Consider the following 17,525-nt stretch of genomic DNA (forward strand, 5'->3'; position numbering starts at 1 on the left):
TTTGCGGTCAGGAAGTTACCTGGGCATGACAGGTACGTAAAGGGCTGCGGCACGGCCCGTTGCCCCGGGTCCCGCCATGCCCGCCCCGGGAGTGAGGGAATGCCGGAATACGCCGGGCTGTTGCGAAGTCCATGACCTTCTTTGTTGACGTCACAGTGCGGGGCTATGAACTCGACACCCAGGGCCATCTGAATCAGGCCGTCTATCTCCAGTACGCCGAGCACGCACGCTGGGAGCTGCTGCGCGCCGCCGGGCTTCCCCAGGAGAAGCTGCTGGCCGACGGCGTGGGGCCGGTGGCGCTGGAAGTCACGGTGAAGTTCCGCAAGGAACTGCGCGGCGGCGAGCGCGTACGGGTGTCCTGCCGGTTCGACTACGGGACGGGCAAGACCTTCACGATGGCGCAGCAGATCCTCAAGGAGGACGGCTCGGTGGCGGCGGAGATCACCGGCGTCGCGGGCATCCTCGACCTGTCGACCCGCAGGCTGGTGCCCGACCCGGGCGGCCGCCTCGCCTCGCTCGCCAAGGACCCGGAGCTGCTGAGCGGCTGACTTACGCGCATGCGGCCGGCACACACGCACATCGAGTACCCGGACGGGGGCTTTATCGGCAGAGTCGTCCAGTCGCGGATGCGGTCCGGGAGGATGGCCGCGTGTTGGTCAGAACAGAGACAGTGCGGCAGCTCCCTTCGACGCCCGCGGTGGTCCGCGTGCACTGCGCGGTCGGAACCGCCGTGGTGCACTGGTGCGGCGCCCCGGACGGGCCGGACGCCGAGCACCATGTCGAGTGGACCGTCGACGAGGACATCACCTGGGCCGCGAACACGCGGCCCGCGGCCTCTCCCACGCCCAGGCTGTCGCAGGACGCCGGCCGCGTCGTCTTCCGCGGCCGGCTCAGCCTCACGGAGGACAGCGTGGCCGTCCTGGACATGGGCGGCGCGCTGATCCTTTTCGACCTCGCCGGCCCCCGGCCCCCGGACGGCGCCGACGGGTCATGGATCGAGGTTCACGTCGGCCGAGACCGCGTAAGCGTCTGGCCGTACCTGCCCTGACCCGTCACCACCGGCCCGCGACTCGCCCGCGCTCTCCGTCAGAACGCGTCCAGCCCGGTGAGTCCGGCGGAGAGCTCCCAGAGCCGGGACGCCGCCTCCGGGTCCGTGGCCCAGGGCTTGACCCCGCCGACGAGCATGTCCTCCGTGGTGGCCGGTTCCGCGATGTCGCAGTCCTGGCAGTAGGCGCCCCCGTGCCCCTCCAGCAGCGGTGACGTCGCCGCCCACACAGCCGTCGCCGCGCCCTGCTCCGGGGACTTGAAGCCCGCCGCCGGCTTCCCGTCCGGGGTCACCCAGCCCTGCGCGAGCCACTCCTCGCGAGGGATGTGACGCTGCAACGGGGTGAGGATGCTGCCGGGGTGCACCGAGAAGGCCCGCAGCCCCAGGCCGGAGCCGAGGCCGTCGAGGTGCCGGGCGAAGAGGGCGTTGGCGGTCTTGGACTGGGCGTAGGCCAGCCAGCGGTCGTACCCGGCGCGGAAGTGGATGTCGTCCCAGCGGATGCCGGACAGGAAATGACCGGACGAGGCCACGGACACCACCCGTGACCCCCTGGAGGCAGCGGCCAGGGCCGGACGGAGATGCTGGACGAGCGCGAAATGGCCGAGGTGATTGATGGCGAAGTGCGCCTCCCAGCCGGGGCCGATACGGGTTTCCGGGCAGGCCATCACGCCCGCGCCGTTGATGAGGATGTCCAGCGGACGGCCGGTGTCCAGGAAGCGTTCGGCGAAGGACCGGACGCTCCGCGGATCCGCCAGATCGAGCGCGTACACCTCCGTACCGGGGATGCCGTGCAGCGCGCGCTGCGCGGTCGTGGGCCGGCGGGCGGGGACGACGACGTGTGCTCCCGCTCGGGCGAGAGCGCGGCCGGCCGCCAGCCCGAGCCCGGAGTACCCGCCGGTGACCAGGGCGGTCGTGCCGGTCAGATCGATCCCGGCGAGAACGTCGTCTGCCGTGCTGTGGGCACCGAATCCGGTGCCGATCCTGAGCTGCTTCGTGATCATCCCCCGACGCTAGGACTTGGACCGCACTCCAGGTCAAGGCGCATTGCCCCGGTCCTCGGGAGACCGGCCTCAAGCTACGACGGATCTCGTATTATGGGAGCCCCGGACGAAGCGACGATGTGGAGCCACCGTGACCCCTGCCAGTGCCACAGAGCCGGCCGTCGGCGCGCGCACGCTGGCCCACCCGGCGCGTGAGGACATCAGGATCGAGGCGGTGCTGCACGCGCTCTCGGACCCGGTGCGGCTGTGCGTGGTGCGTGAACTGGCCGCCGCCGACGAGGAACTCACCTGTTCCCGGTTCGACCTTCCGGTGACCAAGTCGACCACCACCCACCACTTCCGGGTGCTGCGCGAGAGCGGCGTCGTCCAGCAGGTCTACCGGGGCACCGCCAAGATGAACGGACTGCGCCGGGCGGACTTGGAGGCGCTGTTCCCCGGGCTGCTGGACCGGGTGCTGGAAGCGGCGAACCGGCAGGCGGACCGGCTCGGCGAGGGCTGAGGGCCCGCGCCACCGCCGCGCGGTGTCGGGCACACCGCACGGCGGTGTTCCGTCAGGAGGACAGCGCCCGCATCCGGCTGATCTCGGTGGTCTGCTGGGCGACGACGTCGTCGGCCATCTCCTCGACCTGGATGTTGTTGCCCTCGGAGAGCGCCTCTGTCGCCATGGTGACCGCGCCCTGGTGGTGGGTGATCATGAGCTTCAGGAACAGCTGGTCGAAGGCCTTGCCCTTCGCGGCCCGGAGCTGATCCAGCTGGGCGTCGGTGGCCATGCCGGGCATGGCAGTGTGGTCGTGGCCTTCGGCCTGTTCCGTGCGGCCGTGGCGGCTGAGCCAGCCCTTCATCGCACCGATCTCCGGCTGCTGGGCCGCGGTGATGCGTTCGGCGACCCGCTTGACGGCGTCCGAACCGGAGCGGTCGGGGACCAGCCGGGTCAGCACCAGCGCCTGGGCATGGTGCTCGATCATCATGCGCACGTACCGGACGTCCGCCGAGTTGGGGGTGTCCACACCCGCGGCGGCCTTCGCGGCCTGGGAGGCGGAGAGGGTACGCGCGGGTTCCCCCGGCTTTCCGGGCGCCACGACCGAACCGCCCCCGGCCGCACGGTCCTTGGAGCCGTCGCCGCCGCCTCCTCCGTCGCAGCCGGCCGAGGTGAGCACGACAGCGGTCACGGTGACGGCGAGTGCGAGTCCGCGGAACCGGCGGACCTGACGACGAATCAACAAAGCGACCTCCGTTGATATATGGCTGGTTGCGCTCTGTACTAGCACGTCAACGCACAGGTGCGCTCAGAAACTTTCATTACGTTCCTGTTGCCGTCTGTTGGGATGTCCATGGCAAGGACGATACTGCCGGAGTCCGTGAACCGGTCAACCACATTCGGATCCATGGGAGGACGCAGTGACCCCGTTGCACACCACCCCGGTGCGGCGCAGACGTCTGGGCGTGGCGGCCGCCGCCGCCGGGCTCTTCGCCACTCTGCTGATGGCCGGACCCGCGGCCGCCACCCCCGACCCGGGAGACCCGGCGGCGAGCCCGGCCGAGGTCTCCACGAGTCAGGAGGCGGAGGCGACCGCCGCGATCAGGAGCGGTGAGATACCCGGCGTGGACGAGATCATCCACAGCCGCAACATCACCCATGTCGCCAACGTCCCGAAGGACGCGCTCCAGGGGCTGAACACCGACCTGGCCTTCCAGGGCAAGTACGCCTTCGCCGGGAACTACGACGGCTTCAGGATCTTCGACATCAGCAACCCGAAGTCTCCGAAGACGGTCGCCCAGGTCCTGTGCCCGGGATCGCAGAACGACATCTCCGTCTCCGGGAACCTGCTGTTCCTGTCGACGGACTCCTCGCGCAGCGACAACTCGTGCGCGAGCACCACCCAGCCCGCCACGGAGAAGTCCTCCTGGGAGGGCATGAAGGTCTTCGACATCAGCGACAAGCGCAATCCGAAGTACGTCGCCGCCGTCGAGACCGCCTGCGGATCGCACACCCACACCATCGTCCCCGAGCGCAAGAACGTATACGTGTACGTCTCCTCGTACTCGCCGAGCGAGACGTTCCCCGACTGCCAGCCGCCGCACGACGGCATCTCCATCATCAAGGTGCCGCGCCAGGCACCGGAGAAGGCCCGCGTCGTGAACTTCCCGGTGCTCTTCCCGGACGGCGGGAACCCGGGCGCGCCCACCAACCCGGGCGTGTCCAAGACCACCGGCTGCCACGACATCACCGTGCTGCCCTCCAAGGACCTGGCCGCCGGCGCCTGCATGGGCGACGGGCTGCTGTTCTCCATCAAGGACCCGGAGAACCCGCGGATCATCGACCGGGTGCAGGACAACGTGAACTTCGCCTTCTGGCACTCCGCGACGTTCAACCAGCGCGCGGACAAGGTCGTCTTCACCGATGAGCTCGGCGGCGGTGGCGCCGCCACCTGCAACGAGGAGATCGGCCCCAAGCGCGGCGCCGACGGCATCTACGACATCGTCGGCAAGGGCGACCACCGCAAGCTGGTCTTCCGCAGCTACTTCAAGATCGACCGCCCGCAGGCCGACACCGAGGTCTGTGTCGCACACAACGGGTCGATCATCCCGGTCAAGGGCCGTGACCTGATGGTCCAGGCCTGGTACCAGGGCGGAGTCTCGATCTGGGACTTCACCGACTCCTCGAAGCCGAAGGAGATCGGCTACTTCGAGCGAGGCCCCGTCACCCTGGACGAGGTCACCACGGCCGGCCCCTGGTCGGCGTACTACTACAACGGCTACATCTACTCCAACGACATCGAGAAGGGCTTCGACGTCCTGAGGATCGACGACCGGCGCACCGACCCGGCGAAGCGGGTGCGGACGGACGAGCTCAACGTCCAGACGCAGCCGGACTACTTCGACCGCTGAGCCGACGGCCGGTCCGCTGTTGGGGCGGGCCGGTCCGCGCGTCACCGCCACCGGGTCCCGCCGGGTGCCTCACCCGGCGGGACCCGGTGGCTCCCGCGACGCCGGGGACCGCCGGAACCGGAGGTCTCAGGCCGCCTCGTACCGGTGCGCCCGGCCGCCCCGCCACTCGACCCACTCGGGGCTGTCCAGAATCCGCTCGGGGTCGTCGAGCCCCGCGCCCTCCAGGAACACGATCACATCGTGGTCGGAGTGCGCGAGGCCGAGTATCTGGACCCGCCCGCCGCGCTGCACGGTGACGCGTCGCCCGCCCGAGGGGGACGGGCGGAAGATCACGATCGGGGGAGGTGTCATGCCTCCAGGGTGCGACGCGACGCGGGCCGCCGCACCGTGAACCGGAAACCCGGCACGGGGGCGGATCAGGGAGGCGCGCGGAGGATGGGCGCGGATGCCCGGCGGGCGGCGCTCAGGCCGCCGAGCGGTTGCCGCCGCCCGTGGCCGCGGCCCACTCGACCAGCAGCCGCTGGTACTCCTCCTCGTCCTCCGGCGACAGACGTCCGCCCGAGCGCTGCCACAGCCGGCGAATGTCTTCATTCACCACTGCGGCGGAACGCACGGAGCCGGACGGGCACGGAGTCGGGGACATACCTACCAGGCTAAGGCCCCGATGTGACTATCAGACCCATTGCGCGCAAGGGACATCTCTCACATGTTCCTCAGGCAACCCCGGGCGCCAATCCGAGCTCCAGCAGCCCGTGCGGCCGTTCTGCCAGCGGCGCGTGCTCCACGAACCGCACCTCGCAGCCCACCGCGGCGGCCCCGGCGTCCGCGTGCCGGTCGTCACCGACCATGACCACATCCGTCGGATGCTGTCCGAGAAGTGTGCAGGCCGTGTGGAAAAGCTGTGCGTCCGGCTTCCGGGTGCCGTGCTCGAAGGACAGCACGTACGCGTCCACGAAGGTGTCCAGACCGTGTGCCCGGAAGACCGGCCGCAGGTCCCAGCCGATATTGCTCACCACGCCGATCCGGACGTCGCCCGAGGCCAGCGCGCCCAGCACCTCGGCCGCGTCCGGATACGGGCACCAGGCCTCCGGCGTCCGGTGCCGGTCGTAGAGCGCGTCGTACAGCCCGGGATCCGGCAGCGCGACCTGGCGGGCCAGCCCGGTGTACGCGGCCCGGTGCGCGTCCGCGCTCCTGTCACGGGAGGCCCAGACCTCCGCCAGGTGCTCCGGAACCCGCTGCGGAGCGGGCCCGCCCGGCAGCGCGCCGGTGGCCTCCAGCTCCCGCACGTACCGCTCGAAGGCGGCCTCGTCCACGCTCACCTTCCGCTCGGAGAGGGCGGCGGAGAGCCAGGACCGGACGGATTCGTTCCGGAACAGCGTCCCTGAGAAATCGAAGAGCACACCCTTGATCGGCATGGCCCCGATCCTTGCCGATGTGCCGACGGCGCCGCAAGGATGCCTGTTCAGGCGTCATCCGAAGAGTGCTCACGGACCCCGTACCGTTCGAATCCGGCCACCGTGAACGCGACCAGCGCTGCCCCGAGCAGCCACCCGCCCAGCACATCAGAGGGCCAGTGCACCCCAAGGTAGAGCCGGGTGACACCGACCCCGAGCACCGAGACCCAAGCCACCACCAGGGCCGCCCGCCACACCCGTGGGCCGGTCCCGTGGCGCCGCAGCAGCCACAGCAGCAGCCCGCAGCTCACCGTGGCGGTCATCGCGTGTCCGGAGGGGAACGCCGCGTAGTGGGCGGAGTCCACCGGGTCGGGCCACTGGGGCCGCTCGCGGTCCACAGCCGCCTTGATCCCCTGCTGGATCAGGCCGGAGAGCACGGTGCTCGCGGCAACCCAGACCGCGAGCAGCCGGGCGCCGCGCCACCACAGGCCCACCACGGCGACGGCGATCAGCGCGCGCATGGTCCACGGGTCCCACAGCCAGTCCGTCAGCACCCGGTTGACGTGGACGAGGCCGGGCTCCGTCACGGCCCGCCGGTGGAGCGCGTCGGCGACCGTGCGGTCCAGGCTCATCAGCGGAGACCACCGCGCGGCCACCAGGGTCAGCAGCGCCAGGAAGAGGACCGCACAGACCGTCCCGGCCCGCAGGGCGTGCCGAGAGGCGCGGATGCGGTCCGGACGGGGGAGCGGCGGAGAGGAGAGCATGGAGGGATCCTCTCCGACGCGAGGTGTGCCGGGCCATTCGCGCCGCCCCGGCCCGGACATGTCCTGGCCCGGAGACCGTGTCCCGGAGATCATGTTTTGGAGGTCGTGTCCCGGAGGTCGTGTCCCTGCTCCGGACGTGCCCCGGCGGCCGGGGGCGGTGTGCCGCTAGCCCAGCGCGCTGATCGCCGGAACGAGCGCGACCAGCAGGGGAATCGCCGGGACGAGCGCCGCCGCCGCGGTGAGCCGCAGCCGACGGCCCGCGGTGAGCCGCCCGGCGGGGGCCAGCAGCCGGTCGACCCGGAGCGGCAGCTGCGCGTCCGGCGTCGGGCTCGGGCCGAACACGCCCCGGTCCTCGTTGAGTTCGACCAGCGCCAGAGCGGTCGTCAGCCGGCCGAAGCGGCGTGACGCCACATCGTCGGCGGCCAGTTCGACGAGCCGGTGCATCTCACCGCGGAACGCCGCGAACACCGGCACCTGCGGAAAACCGGACGCCAGCGCCGCGGAGCAGTTCAGCAGCCAGTCGTGGCGTGCTTTAGCGTGGCCCTGCTCATGGGCGAGCACGGCATCGAGCTGACGGCCCTTCAGTCTTCCCAGCGCCGCTGTGGTGATGACCAGTTGGGGCGCCGTACCAGGCAGCCACCAGGCGTCGGGTCGCTCCCCCTCCAGGACCACCAGCCGTTCCGCGCCGGGCTCCTCGCCGGGCATCAGCGGGGAACGCACCAGGAGTTCGGCGCGCCGCTGCCTGCGCCGCTGCCGCGCCCGGCGGATCTCGCGGGTCAGCATGGCGGCCGTCCACACCCCGCCCAGTGCCAGCAGTACGGCCATCACGGCCGACCAGGGCCCGTACGCCCCGAGGGCGTAGGCCTCGACCACGGCATGCGGCGCGGGCGCGAAGACATGGCCGCGTACCGCCTGCCAGGCGGCGGCGGCGCTGAACGTCATGGACAGGGCGAAGGAGATCAGCACACCGGCCACCACGCACTGCCACACCCACAGCGCCACAACGGGCTCGCGCTCGGGCCATTCGGCCCGCGCCATCAGCCGCGGGGCCACGACGGCGGCCAGTGCACCGAGCAGCAGCAGCGCGAGGGAGACCAACATGGGCGTCACCCTATGAGGGGCACGGCACACACGGGTATGGCTGTGCTCGGCAAGTGACGTACGCCACGGTTTGCCGGGCCCGCTGTCTCACAGGGTGAGCAGCATCGCGAACATGGATATCCCCATGGTCAGACGGCAGGCCAGGGCCAGCTCCGGCCTGGCCGCCCAGCCCCCCGGTGCCGTTCCTCCGGCCACCGCCCCGCCGGCCGCCACCGCTCCGCCACCGCTCGCCGTCGCCGCCACCGGGATCAGCCGGGCGCCCGAACGCAGCACATAGGCGGCGTAGTAGACGAGGAGCAGCCCGGTCAGCAGCGGGACGCCCCCGGCCGCGGCCATGGTGTGCGATCCGTGACCGCCGTGGGCCGCCGCCCCCGGGCCCGCCATGGTGACGGCCATGTAGACCATCGCCGACGAACCGACCAGATGATGCAGATGGTGACCGCTGCGGCGGGAGAACCAGAGGGCGCGCAGGGCCGCGGCACCGAAGAGCGCCGCGTATACGGCCCAGGCCCACGCGGGCGGGGCGACGACGGCGGCGGGCACCGCCATGGCGGCCATGCCGAAGCCCATCAGCGCCTCCGCGCGCGCCGTTCTGCGCTCCTCGCCGGTCCCGGCGCGGGTACGCAGCAGGCAGTACGCGCCCGTCAGCGCGCACAACGCCATCAGCAGCCAGCCGGACATCGCCGGTCCGTGCACAGCAGACCTCCCCCGGGCGAACGACATCGCCGTCGCCTAGTCGATGCCCAGGGCCGGACACCTGTACGCGGCGCACTGGAGCACTGGGGGAGCGCGCGGCGGTGGCGTATTGCGGATGTGCCTGGTGCGAGCGGTCCAGGACGTCAGGGCCTGAACCGCAGAGGATGGTCCCCGGGCACCTCGACGACGGCGATGCGGACCCCGTCCGGATCGGAGATCCACATCTCGTCGAGCCCCCAGGGCTCACGCCTCGGTGCCCGGAGCACCTCCACGCCGCGGGCCGACAGCTCCTCGTACGCCGCCCGCACATCGGCCACCTGGAGCCACAGCAGCAGCCCGGGGGACGGTGGCGCGTCGCCCCGGCCGGACACCTCCAGGAAGCCGCCGCCCAGGAAGTAGACCGTCCCCCGCTCGGGACCGGTACCGAACTCCCGGTAGACGGGCAGGCCGAGGGACTCCCCGTAGAAGACACGTGACCGTTCGGGATCCGTGGGGCGCAACAGGATCCGGCTGCTCAGCACATGAACCATGCTCCGGAGCGTAGGCCGGTACCGGAGAGCTACGCTGCTGCGGCACGGCCACACAGAGAATCGGAGAGACCCCTCATGGACACCGCACCGCCCCGGGACTCGGGAGAGCTGACCTTCCGCGACGCGACCGACGCGGATGTGCACGCACTCGTGGAGCTCATAGAGGCCGCGTACCGAGGTGACTCCAGCCGTGCGGGCTGGACCACGGAGGCGGACATCCTGAAGGGGCAGCGGACCGACCCGGAGGGGGTCCGCGCGGTGGTGGAGGACCCCCGCAGCAGGCTGCTCGTGGTGGAGCGCGACGGCGCGCCGGTCGCCTGCTGCCAGCTGGAGCACCGGGGAGAGGCCGCCTACTTCGGGATGTTCGCGGTCCGTCCCTCGCTCCAGGGCGGCGGCCTCGGCAAGGTGATCATCGCCGAGGCCGAGCGCACCGTCCGGGAGAGCTGGGGGGTGCGGGAGATGCAGATGACCGTGATCTCGGTCCGGGAGGACCTGATCGCCTGGTACGAGCGCCGCGGCTACCGCCGTACGGGAAAGATGAGCCCGTTCCCGTACGGCGACGAGCGCTTCGGAATTCCGCAGCGCGACGATCTCGCCTTCGAACTGCTGGTCAAGGACCTGCCGGCCGGCTGACCGACGGCTACGCGGTGAAGCGGCCCGCGCGGCGGATCTCCGGGAAGTCGGTCGTGGCGCCGTCGAGCCCGAGTCCGCGCGCGAGCCGCAGGTGGTCCTGGGTGTTGACCACCCAGCCGACCACGGTCAGCCCCTCGGCGTGCGCCTTCTCGACCAGTTCCAGGGTGATGCGCCGGACGTTGAGCACCAGCCGGGTGGCGCCCACCGCCTTCGCGCGATCCACCACGTCCTTGCCCCAGCGGCTGGCCACGAGCGCCGTCCGCACCCCTGGCACCAACTGCGCGATCTCGGCGATCGCCTCGTCGTGGAACGAGATCACCTCGACCCGGTCGACGAGTTCGCGCCGCCGCATCACCTCGGCCAGTGTGCGGGCGGCGGCCACGTCCTTGATCTCGGCCTGCATCGCTGAGCCCACCGCGTCGAGGACCTCCTCGAAGAACGGGACCCGTTCGCCCTGGCCGGCGTCGAGTTCGCGCAGCTCTGCCATGGTCTTCTCGGCGATCGGGCCCTTGCCGTCGGTCGTACGGTCGACATCGGCGTCGTGCATGACGGCGAGAGCGCCGTCCTTGCTCAGGTGAAGATCCAGTTCGATGAGGTCCATCCCGGCCTGCTCGGCGTGGACGAACGAACGCAGGGTGTTCTCCGGTTCGACACCCATCACACCGCGGTGACCGATGGTGAGAAAAGACAAGGCACTCTCGCTTCCGATTTCGACGGCGTCTCCCCGTGTTCCGCAACTACCCCCTACCCACGGGGCACCGCGGCATGACCCGATTCGGCCCTCAGTGCCCCGTCGGGGCGGTCCGGGCGGCCGGGCGGGGGAGCAGGGCGCTGTGCCCCTGGACAGCGGCCGCGCCGAGCAGGAACCCGGTGATGACTGCGGCGATCAGAACGGCACGGATGCTCACGCGGTGGTTCTCCGGAGTGCTACGGGAAGAGCGGTACGGGAAGAGCTGACGCCGTCCGTCCTATCGGCGCGGCGCGTGGTCCGCGAACTGCGTCACTCATGCGTGGGCGTGTCCCGCGCGGAGTTGCCGGGCCGCCCCTCCCACGGCCACCGGCGCAACGAAGGGGGCCCGCATTGCCGAATGACAGGAAAAAACGCGGTGACCATGGGGTCGCGCAGGATAATTTCCAGGGCTGCACTTGTCTCGGAGAACCGCACATGGATACGGTTACTTGACGCGAGGTTCTCCCGTGGAGGAAGTGTGATGACGGAAATTCTTGTGCACGACGTTGCAGCCGACGGCATATCTGCCGCCCAGCGGGTGATCGATCACCCGGCCTGGCCTGCGCTCAAGAATGCCGTGGAGGAGATCCGCCCCTGGCAGTCCAAGGACGGATCCATCGACTTCGGGGCCGAGGGCGCGCCCTCCCCCGCCGTCGCCGGGGCGGCCCTGGAGCGGGTCACCGACGCTGTCGAACAGCTTGCCCCGCTGCTTCCGCACGACGCCGCATACCACCGGGCCCTCGTCGCGGACCTGCGCCGCTGGGCGTCCGACGGCTTCGGCATCCCCGACTTCCTCGACTCGCTGCTCGCCTTCCAGCCGGCCAAGGAGCGCGCCGACGGCCTGCAGCACCTGGTCGTCTTCGCGATGTACACGCAGAACGGCAACCCCGACCGCAACCTCGAAGCGGTCGTGCTCCGGATGGTCTGGCCCGAGTGGCTCGCGGACCTGGAGGCGACCCGTTACGACAACCCGCTGTTCTGCGGGATCACCTTCGAGGACTTCACCTCCGGCTACGACACCAACTCCGCGGTGCTCTTCCCGGAGACGATCGCCGTGCGCGAGGCCCCCGAGCGCTTCAGCTGGGGCGGCATCTTCTGCGACCGCGAGGCCGCCCGCTTCCGCCGCGTCACGGAGGCGTCCGTCGAGCTCCTCGGCGTCGAGCTGCCCGACGACATCCGCGAGATGGTGGGCGACCAGCAGCGCTGTGAGCAGGCCTTCGTGCTCTGGGACATGGTCCACGACCGCACCCACAGCCACGGTGACCTGCCGTTCGACCCGTTCATGATCAAGCAGCGCCAGCCGTTCTGGATGTACGGCCTCGAAGAGCTGCGCTGCGACCTCACCGCCTTCCGGGAGGCCGTGAAGCTGGAGGCCGACGGCTTCGGCCAGGGCCGCGACGTGCAGTACGCCGTGCTGTTCGACCGGATGTTCCGCTTCCCGGTCACCGGCGAGCGCGTCCGCAACTACGACGGACTCGGCGGCCAGCTCCTCTTCGCCTACCTCCACAAGCACGATGTCGTCCGCTGGACCGACAACACCCTGAAGATCGACTGGGAGCTGGCTCCGCAGATCACCAACCAGCTCTGCGGCGAGATCGAGAAGCTCTACCGCGACGGCATCGACCGCCCGAAGCTCGTCCACTGGTTCGCCGCGTACGACCTGGTCGCCAGCTATCTGGCGCCGCACCCCGGATCCCGCTGGGCCAAGGGTCCCGACGCCCTGGACCTCTCCCAGCCGCCCCGCAAACTCGTCGACGACGTGCTTCCGGACGAGTTTCCCCTGAGCATGTTCTATGAGGCGCTTTCCAAGAAGCTGAAGAACGTGATCGCCTCCACCAAGGGCATCACCGCCGCGGATGCCGGGCAGGCGGCCGCGTGAGCACACGGAACGAGGAGGCGGTGGCCATGAACGGAAACGGCAAGGGCAGCGGGAGCGGTGCGCTCGAAGGGGCCGTGGTCGCCGTGGCGGGAGCGGCGGGTCCGGCAGGCCGGGCCACGCTGCTCCGGCTCGCCGAGGCGGGCGCGGTCGTCGTCGCCTCTGACGCGAACGCCACCCGCCTCGCCGAGGCCGTGGACGCGGCCCGATACGCCCACGGCGGCGCGACAGTCACCGGCGACACCGTGGATCTGCTCGACCTGGGAGCGGCCCGGGAATGGGCGGACCGGACGGAGAAGGAGTTCGGCAGGATCGACGGCCTGGTCCACCTGGTGGGCGGCTGGCGCGGCAGCGCGACCTTCGCCGACACCGACCTCGCCGATTGGACGCTGCTGGAGAAACTGCTGATCCGCACCGTCCAGAGCACTTCGCTCGCGTTCCAGGAGGGCCTCCAGCGCAGTGACCGGGGCCGCTACCTGCTGATCAGCGCGGCCGGCGCCAGCAACCCCACCGCGGGAAACGCGGCCTACGCCGCGTCGAAGGCCGCGGCAGAGGCCTGGACCCTCGCGCTCGCGGACGCCTTCCGCAAGGCGGGGGGCGAGGACGGGGCGCACAGCGCGGCTGCCATCCTGGTCGTGAAGGCACTGGTGCACGACGCCATGCGCGCCGAGCGCCCGAATGCGAAGTTCGCGGGCTTCACCGACGTCAAGGAACTGGCCGATGCCATCGCCGGCGTCTGGGACCGGCCCGCCCCCGAAGTGAACGGAAAGCGCCTGTGGCTGACCCCGCAACCCTAAGGACCGACGCGCGTCGTCATCACGACCCGCAGGTACGCGGCTTCGCCAGTGACAACTACGCGGGGACCCATCCGGAGATCCTCGCGGCCCTCGCCCTCGCCAACGGCGGCCACCAGATCGCCTACGGCGAGGACGACTACACCGGTCACCTCCAGCGCGTCATGCACAGCCACTTCGGCCCCACCGCCGAGGCCTTTCCGGTGTTCAACGGAACCGGCGCCAACGTGGTCTCGCTCCAGGCGATGACCGACCGCTGGGGTGCGGTCATCTGCGCCGAGTCCGCGCACATCAACGTGGACGAGGGCGGCGCGCCGGAACGGGTCGGCGGCCTCAAGCTGCTCACCGTGCCCACGGAGGACGGAAAGCTCACGCCCGAGCTCATCGACCGCCAGGCGTACGGCTGGGACGACGAGCACCGCGCCATGCCGCAGGTCGTCTCGATCACCCAGAACACCGAGCTCGGCACGGTCTACACGCCCGGTGAGATCCGCGCCATCTGCGAGCACGCCCACGGACACGGCATGAAGGTCCACCTCGACGGGGCGCGGATAGCCAACGCCGCGGCCTCACTGGACGTGCCGATGCGGACCTTCACCAACGCCGTCGGCGTCGACGTGCTCTCCTTCGGCGGCACGAAGAACGGCGCCATCTTCGGTGAGGCGGTCGTGGTCCTGAACCCCGACGCCGTCCGCGCCATGAAGCATCTGCGCAAGCTCTCGATGCAGCTCGCCTCCAAGATGCGCTTCGTCTCGGTACAGCTGGAGGCGCTGCTCGCCGGCGACCTCTGGCTGCGCAATGCCCGGCACGCCAACGCGATGGCCCAGCGGCTGGCCGAGGGGGTCCGCGCGGTGGGCGGTGTGGAGATCCTCTACCCGGTCCAGGCCAACGCCGTCTTCGCCCGGCTGCCGCACGCGGTGAGCGAGCGGCTGCAGAAGCGGTTCCGCTTCTACTTCTGGGACGAGAAGGCCGGGGACGTGCGCTGGATGTGCGCCTTCGACACCACGGAGGACGACGTCGACGCCTTCGTCCTCGCACTGAAGGAAGAGATGGCAGCCTAGCCATAAATGCATAACTATGCGGCCGACCGGAAATTGATTGACTCCGGTCGGCCGCATACCTACGCTCGGCGGCCATGGAGCTCATTCAGCAGGTCCCCGGCGACTCGGCCTATCTCGCGGCCGACGAGGCGATCGACCACGGCCACCCACTGGTCCGGGAGACGGCGGCGCGGCTGCGTTCCGCAACGGAAGACGCATACGCGTACGCGGCTGCCGCCTTCGACTTCGTACGCGACACGATCACGCACTCCGCCGACTCGGGTGACATGCGAGTCCCCTGGCGCGCCTCAGGCGTCCTCGCGACCCGCAACGGCATCTGCCACACCAAGTCCCACGCGCTGGCCGCCCTGCTGCGCGCGGAGGGCATCCCGACGGCCCTCTGCTACCAGCGGCTCGCGGACGACAACGGGGACCCCGGTCCGGTGCACGGGCTGATCGCGCTGCGGCTGCCCGGCCGGAACCGCTGGGACCGGCAGGACCCGCGGGGCAACCGGCCGGGCGTGGACACACGGTTCTCGCTCGACCGGGAGCGGCTGGCCTGGCCCGTGCGGCCGGAGTTCGACGAAGTGGACTACCCGGTGCTCTACGCCGCACCGCATCCGCTGGTTCTGCACGGCCTGCGGACCGCAGCCGACCGGGTCCGGCTCTGGCGCACGCTCCCGGTGGCCCTCTGAACCGCCGGCCGGTGCACGGCCACGGCTGAGACGTCACTCCGGTGAAACGTCACTCCGGCCCGCGTCAGCCCCGCTCGCGGACCTCGGCGGGCGTCGGGGCCGTACCGCCCAGATGCGCGGGCACCCACCAGGTGTCGTTCGCGTCCCTCGGGCGCACCGGGTAGGCGCGCTGGGCGGCTTCGAGCAGTTCCTGTACCCGCTCCCGCAGCCGGCGGGTGATCGCGCCCGCGTACTGGTCGGTGGGGGCCTCCATCGGCTCGCCGACGCGGATCGTCAGGGGAATGTGGCTGCGCCTGAAATTGCGCGGGCGGCCCTTGGTCCACAACCGCTGCGTCCCCCACAGCGCCATCGGGATCAGCGGTACCCCGGCCTCCTGGGCCAGCCGCGCGGCACCCGACTTGAAGTTCTTCAGTGTGAAGGACTCCGAGATCGTCGCCTCGGGGAACACCCCGACGATCTCGCCCGAACGCAGCGAGGCGAGGGCGTGCGCATAGGCGTCCTCGCCCTGCTTGCGGTCGACGGGAATGTGCTTCATGCCGCGCATCAGCGGTCCGGAGATCCTGTGCCGGAACACCGATTCCTTCGCCATGAAGCGGACGAGCCGCTTCTGCGGCAGCGTCGTGAGACCCGTGAAGATGAAGTCCAGATAGCTGATGTGGTTACTGACCAGAACCGCGCCGCCAGTCTTCGGGATGTGCTCCGAACCCTGGGTGTCGATCTTCAGGTCGAGCGCCTTGAAAAACGTACGAGCGGCGCCGATGACCGGCCGATAGACGAGTTCTGCCATCTGGGGGAAACCCTTCTTCAGCGCCTGGGGAGGGTTCTCCCGGCGGAAGTTACGCAGCCGTAGGTTTTCGGCATTGGGCCGATCGTGCCCCATGCGCGTCGCGGTGGCCAGTCTCGGCGGGCGCGGGGCGCGAGATTCTCGTCACGTGGAACGGCCGGGAATGTCCCGGCGGCCGGGGGTGCTGACTCTTTGGGCAGAGCTCCGACAGGAGACCGAAGACGGACGGGCAGGTAAGGGTGAACAGACTGGATATCGCCCAACTCGGCGTGGAACCGGGGGAGCGGGCGACACTCGTGCAGTTCTCCAGCGCCTTCTGCCAGCCGTGCCGGGCCACCCGTCGCACGCTCGCCGAGGTGGCCGCCATGGTCGAAGGCGTCACTCACGTGGAGATCGACGCAGAGGCGCATCTCACTCTGGTGCGCGAGCTCGGAATCAGCGCGACCCCGACCGTTCTGGTGCTCGACGCCTCCGGCCGCATCGTCCGACGTGCCACCGGACAGCCGCGCACCGTCGATGTCGTGGCCGCACTGGGGCAGGCGATATGACGGACCGTGACGCATCTCCCACCTTGCGGGACGGTCTTGACCGCACCCACCAGTCATCGTCAGTCTGACGCTATGCCGCCAGTACTCCTTCTCCACGGCAGGGTCCACGTCGATCTCGCCCGCTGCGCGAGTGCGCGCTGTCCGGATGCCTGAGCATCCACGGCCCCGTACCTCCGACGCGCAGAAGGACGACACCTCCATGACGGCATCACCCATCGCGGCAACACCCGGACTCGGCGACACCCGGACGGCATCCCCGGACCTTCTGCGCTCCGTATTCCGGAAGCACGCCGCCGGAGTCGCCGTGATCACGGCGGCCGGTGACCGGCCGGTCGGCTTCACCGCGACCTCCCTCAACTCCGTGGCCGCGGAGCCGCCGCTCATCTCCTTCGGCGTGGGCACCTCCTCCTCCAGCTGGCCGGTCGTCGCGGAGGCGGAGCACATCGGGGTCCACATACTCGGCGAGCATCAGGAGGAACTGGCCGCCACGTTCGCGCGCAGCGGCGCCGACCGGTTCGGCCCGTCCACCTATTGGCGCAGTGGCCCGGAAGGCGTCCCGCTGCTGGACGGCGTGCTGGCATGGCTGGTCTGCCGGGTCGTGGCGCGGATTCCGGCGGGGGACCACCGGATCGTGATCGCCCAGGCGGTGGCCGGGGACCCGGCCGGGTCCGGGCGCCCGCTGGTCTATCACCAGGGCCGGTTCACCGCTCTGCGAGACTGAGAACGCCTTGGCGGCACGGGGCGGGGCGGCGTTGGACAGATCACAGTTCAGAGCGCTTGCCTATGGGGCAGGTACTGGATGTACTGGCGAGTAATATTACGGTCGGAGCGTCGGTCGCACCGACCGGAAATCGCCCCATCAGGCGCCTATGCTGCGTGCAACAAGGCAGCCCGGAAATGACGATGCAGTAGGAGAGCCGGCGTGAGCTTGAGGATCGTTGTCTGTGTGAAGTACGTGCCCGACGCGACCGGTGACCGGCATTTCGCCGATGACCTGACGTTGGA

The 17,525-nt window shown here is 70.3% G+C and carries 23 protein-coding genes and 1 pseudogene; 12 read left to right on the top strand and 12 right to left on the bottom strand.

The window, feature by feature from the left end; all coding sequences use genetic code 11:
* Positions 1 to 131: 131 nt before the first annotated feature.
* Both ACFVQ0_RS35975 and ACFVQ0_RS35980 read left to right on the top strand, forming a co-directional pair.
* On the top strand, positions 132 to 548 hold the full coding sequence (locus ACFVQ0_RS35975) for an acyl-CoA thioesterase (RefSeq protein WP_390093406.1): 417 nt from the start codon (positions 132 to 134) through the stop codon (positions 546 to 548).
* 101 nt (positions 549 to 649) lie between these two features.
* Complete coding sequence (locus ACFVQ0_RS35980; protein ID WP_390093407.1) at positions 650 to 1,048, top strand: hypothetical protein; 399 nt, start codon at positions 650 to 652, stop codon at positions 1,046 to 1,048.
* A 38-nt stretch (positions 1,049 to 1,086) separates the two neighbouring features.
* On the opposite strand, the gene ACFVQ0_RS35985 is transcribed toward ACFVQ0_RS35980, so the two are convergent.
* Positions 1,087 to 2,046 carry an oxidoreductase gene (locus ACFVQ0_RS35985; protein WP_390093408.1) on the bottom strand — a complete coding sequence of 320 codons (960 nt, stop codon included), beginning with the start codon at positions 2,044 to 2,046 and terminating at the stop codon, positions 1,087 to 1,089.
* A 130-nt stretch (positions 2,047 to 2,176) separates the two neighbouring features.
* Here ACFVQ0_RS35985 and ACFVQ0_RS35990 point away from each other — a divergent pair, with 130 nt between their 5' ends.
* Positions 2,177 to 2,545 (top strand): ArsR/SmtB family transcription factor, encoded by a 369-nt coding sequence (locus ACFVQ0_RS35990; RefSeq protein WP_390093409.1) that lies wholly within the window; start codon positions 2,177 to 2,179, stop codon positions 2,543 to 2,545.
* A gap of 52 nt (positions 2,546 to 2,597) precedes the next feature.
* Here the strand turns inward: ACFVQ0_RS35990 and ACFVQ0_RS35995 are convergent, their stop codons facing one another.
* On the bottom strand, positions 2,598 to 3,269 hold the full coding sequence (locus tag ACFVQ0_RS35995; protein ID WP_390093410.1) for a DUF305 domain-containing protein: 672 nt from the start codon (positions 3,267 to 3,269) through the stop codon (positions 2,598 to 2,600).
* 175 nt (positions 3,270 to 3,444) lie between these two features.
* Here ACFVQ0_RS35995 and ACFVQ0_RS36000 point away from each other — a divergent pair, with 175 nt between their 5' ends.
* Positions 3,445 to 4,935, top strand: a complete 1,491-nt coding sequence (locus ACFVQ0_RS36000; protein WP_390093411.1) for an LVIVD repeat-containing protein — start codon at positions 3,445 to 3,447, stop codon at positions 4,933 to 4,935.
* Positions 4,936 to 5,061: 126 nt separating this feature from the next.
* On the opposite strand, the gene ACFVQ0_RS36005 is transcribed toward ACFVQ0_RS36000, so the two are convergent.
* The 7 genes from ACFVQ0_RS36005 to ACFVQ0_RS36035 all read right to left on the bottom strand — a co-directional run bounded on the left by ACFVQ0_RS36005 (position 5,062) and on the right by ACFVQ0_RS36035 (position 9,420).
* Complete coding sequence (locus tag ACFVQ0_RS36005) at positions 5,062 to 5,286, bottom strand: hypothetical protein (RefSeq protein ID WP_311307251.1); 225 nt, start codon at positions 5,284 to 5,286, stop codon at positions 5,062 to 5,064.
* Positions 5,287 to 5,398: 112 nt separating this feature from the next.
* Complete coding sequence (locus tag ACFVQ0_RS36010) at positions 5,399 to 5,578, bottom strand: hypothetical protein (RefSeq protein ID WP_073736034.1); 180 nt, start codon at positions 5,576 to 5,578, stop codon at positions 5,399 to 5,401.
* 70 nt (positions 5,579 to 5,648) lie between these two features.
* Positions 5,649 to 6,350: an HAD family hydrolase gene (locus tag ACFVQ0_RS36015; protein ID WP_390093412.1), complete on the bottom strand. Its 702-nt coding sequence runs from the start codon at positions 6,348 to 6,350 to the stop codon at positions 5,649 to 5,651.
* A 47-nt stretch (positions 6,351 to 6,397) separates the two neighbouring features.
* Positions 6,398 to 7,093, bottom strand: a complete 696-nt coding sequence (locus ACFVQ0_RS36020) for a phosphatase PAP2 family protein (RefSeq protein WP_390093413.1) — start codon at positions 7,091 to 7,093, stop codon at positions 6,398 to 6,400.
* A 165-nt stretch (positions 7,094 to 7,258) separates the two neighbouring features.
* Complete coding sequence (locus ACFVQ0_RS36025; RefSeq protein ID WP_390093414.1) at positions 7,259 to 8,194, bottom strand: M56 family metallopeptidase; 936 nt, start codon at positions 8,192 to 8,194, stop codon at positions 7,259 to 7,261.
* A gap of 87 nt (positions 8,195 to 8,281) precedes the next feature.
* Positions 8,282 to 8,890: a DUF5134 domain-containing protein gene (locus tag ACFVQ0_RS36030; RefSeq protein WP_390093415.1), complete on the bottom strand. Its 609-nt coding sequence runs from the start codon at positions 8,888 to 8,890 to the stop codon at positions 8,282 to 8,284.
* A 143-nt stretch (positions 8,891 to 9,033) separates the two neighbouring features.
* Positions 9,034 to 9,420: a VOC family protein gene (locus tag ACFVQ0_RS36035; protein WP_390093416.1), complete on the bottom strand. Its 387-nt coding sequence runs from the start codon at positions 9,418 to 9,420 to the stop codon at positions 9,034 to 9,036.
* Between the two features lie 75 nt (positions 9,421 to 9,495).
* Here ACFVQ0_RS36035 and ACFVQ0_RS36040 point away from each other — a divergent pair, with 75 nt between their 5' ends.
* Entirely contained in the window at positions 9,496 to 10,053 is a 558-nt protein-coding gene (locus tag ACFVQ0_RS36040; RefSeq protein WP_390093417.1) for a GNAT family N-acetyltransferase, read from the top strand.
* Between the two features lie 7 nt (positions 10,054 to 10,060).
* Here the strand turns inward: ACFVQ0_RS36040 and ACFVQ0_RS36045 are convergent, their stop codons facing one another.
* Both ACFVQ0_RS36045 and ACFVQ0_RS36050 read right to left on the bottom strand, forming a co-directional pair.
* On the bottom strand, positions 10,061 to 10,744 hold the full coding sequence (locus tag ACFVQ0_RS36045) for a glycerophosphodiester phosphodiesterase (RefSeq protein WP_390093418.1): 684 nt from the start codon (positions 10,742 to 10,744) through the stop codon (positions 10,061 to 10,063).
* A 91-nt stretch (positions 10,745 to 10,835) separates the two neighbouring features.
* The gene (locus tag ACFVQ0_RS36050) at positions 10,836 to 10,961 is read right to left on the bottom strand and encodes a hypothetical protein (protein WP_390093419.1); all 126 of its coding nucleotides are present in this window, start codon (positions 10,959 to 10,961) and stop codon (positions 10,836 to 10,838) included.
* A 303-nt stretch (positions 10,962 to 11,264) separates the two neighbouring features.
* Here ACFVQ0_RS36050 and ACFVQ0_RS36055 point away from each other — a divergent pair, with 303 nt between their 5' ends.
* The 4 genes from ACFVQ0_RS36055 (at position 11,265) to ACFVQ0_RS36070 (ending at position 15,188) form a co-directional block, all read left to right on the top strand.
* The gene (locus tag ACFVQ0_RS36055; RefSeq protein ID WP_390093420.1) at positions 11,265 to 12,662 is read left to right on the top strand and encodes a DUF6421 family protein; all 1,398 of its coding nucleotides are present in this window, start codon (positions 11,265 to 11,267) and stop codon (positions 12,660 to 12,662) included.
* Between the two features lie 26 nt (positions 12,663 to 12,688).
* Entirely contained in the window at positions 12,689 to 13,456 is a 768-nt protein-coding gene (locus tag ACFVQ0_RS36060) for an SDR family NAD(P)-dependent oxidoreductase (protein WP_390093427.1), read from the top strand.
* Positions 13,435 to 14,514: a threonine aldolase family protein gene (locus tag ACFVQ0_RS36065; RefSeq protein ID WP_390093421.1), complete on the top strand. Its 1,080-nt coding sequence runs from the start codon at positions 13,435 to 13,437 to the stop codon at positions 14,512 to 14,514. The genes ACFVQ0_RS36060 and ACFVQ0_RS36065 overlap by 22 nt, the downstream gene beginning before the upstream one ends.
* Positions 14,515 to 14,588: 74 nt before the next feature.
* Positions 14,589 to 15,188 (top strand): transglutaminase domain-containing protein, encoded by a 600-nt coding sequence (locus ACFVQ0_RS36070; RefSeq protein WP_390093422.1) that lies wholly within the window; start codon positions 14,589 to 14,591, stop codon positions 15,186 to 15,188.
* Between the two features lie 64 nt (positions 15,189 to 15,252).
* Here ACFVQ0_RS36070 and ACFVQ0_RS36075 read toward each other — a convergent pair whose 3' ends face one another.
* Positions 15,253 to 15,975, bottom strand: coding sequence for a lysophospholipid acyltransferase family protein (locus ACFVQ0_RS36075; protein WP_390093423.1), 723 nt, complete (start codon positions 15,973 to 15,975; stop codon positions 15,253 to 15,255).
* 236 nt (positions 15,976 to 16,211) lie between these two features.
* Here ACFVQ0_RS36075 and ACFVQ0_RS36080 point away from each other — a divergent pair, with 236 nt between their 5' ends.
* The 3 genes and pseudogenes from ACFVQ0_RS36080 to ACFVQ0_RS36090 form a co-directional block, all read left to right on the top strand.
* Positions 16,212 to 16,520 (top strand): TlpA family protein disulfide reductase, encoded by a 309-nt coding sequence (locus ACFVQ0_RS36080; protein WP_390093424.1) that lies wholly within the window; start codon positions 16,212 to 16,214, stop codon positions 16,518 to 16,520.
* Positions 16,521 to 16,719: 199 nt separating this feature from the next.
* Positions 16,720 to 17,241: a flavin reductase family protein gene (locus tag ACFVQ0_RS36085; protein WP_390093425.1), complete on the top strand. Its 522-nt coding sequence runs from the start codon at positions 16,720 to 16,722 to the stop codon at positions 17,239 to 17,241.
* 201 nt (positions 17,242 to 17,442) lie between these two features.
* Positions 17,443 to 17,525: pseudogene (locus ACFVQ0_RS36090) on the top strand (electron transfer flavoprotein subunit beta); the annotation flags it as partial.

Origin of the sequence: Streptomyces sp. NPDC057900 (assembly GCF_042887885.1) — a bacterium.
Classification (GTDB): Bacteria; Actinomycetota; Actinomycetes; order Streptomycetales; family Streptomycetaceae; genus Streptomyces.

What these genes read in the sequence shown, in the direction of transcription:
- ACFVQ0_RS35975 (WP_390093406.1), top strand. Translation starts at nt 132, where the DNA reads ATGACCTTCTTTGTTGACGTCACAGTGCGGGGCTATGAACTCGACACC.
- ACFVQ0_RS35985 (WP_390093408.1), bottom strand. Translation starts at nt 2,046, where the DNA reads ATGATCACGAAGCAGCTCAGGATCGGCACCGGATTCGGTGCCCACAGC.
- ACFVQ0_RS36005 (WP_311307251.1), bottom strand. Translation starts at nt 5,286, where the DNA reads ATGACACCTCCCCCGATCGTGATCTTCCGCCCGTCCCCCTCGGGCGGG.
- ACFVQ0_RS36010 (WP_073736034.1), bottom strand. Translation starts at nt 5,578, where the DNA reads ATGTCCCCGACTCCGTGCCCGTCCGGCTCCGTGCGTTCCGCCGCAGTG.
- ACFVQ0_RS36015 (WP_390093412.1), bottom strand. Translation starts at nt 6,350, where the DNA reads ATGCCGATCAAGGGTGTGCTCTTCGATTTCTCAGGGACGCTGTTCCGG.
- ACFVQ0_RS36020 (WP_390093413.1), bottom strand. Translation starts at nt 7,093, where the DNA reads ATGCTCTCCTCTCCGCCGCTCCCCCGTCCGGACCGCATCCGCGCCTCT.
- ACFVQ0_RS36025 (WP_390093414.1), bottom strand. Translation starts at nt 8,194, where the DNA reads ATGTTGGTCTCCCTCGCGCTGCTGCTGCTCGGTGCACTGGCCGCCGTC.
- ACFVQ0_RS36035 (WP_390093416.1), bottom strand. Translation starts at nt 9,420, where the DNA reads ATGGTTCATGTGCTGAGCAGCCGGATCCTGTTGCGCCCCACGGATCCC.
- ACFVQ0_RS36040 (WP_390093417.1), top strand. Translation starts at nt 9,496, where the DNA reads ATGGACACCGCACCGCCCCGGGACTCGGGAGAGCTGACCTTCCGCGAC.
- ACFVQ0_RS36055 (WP_390093420.1), top strand. Translation starts at nt 11,265, where the DNA reads ATGACGGAAATTCTTGTGCACGACGTTGCAGCCGACGGCATATCTGCC.
- ACFVQ0_RS36060 (WP_390093427.1), top strand. Translation starts at nt 12,689, where the DNA reads ATGAACGGAAACGGCAAGGGCAGCGGGAGCGGTGCGCTCGAAGGGGCC.
- ACFVQ0_RS36070 (WP_390093422.1), top strand. Translation starts at nt 14,589, where the DNA reads ATGGAGCTCATTCAGCAGGTCCCCGGCGACTCGGCCTATCTCGCGGCC.
- ACFVQ0_RS36075 (WP_390093423.1), bottom strand. Translation starts at nt 15,975, where the DNA reads ATGGCAGAACTCGTCTATCGGCCGGTCATCGGCGCCGCTCGTACGTTT.
- ACFVQ0_RS36085 (WP_390093425.1), top strand. Translation starts at nt 16,720, where the DNA reads ATGACGGCATCACCCATCGCGGCAACACCCGGACTCGGCGACACCCGG.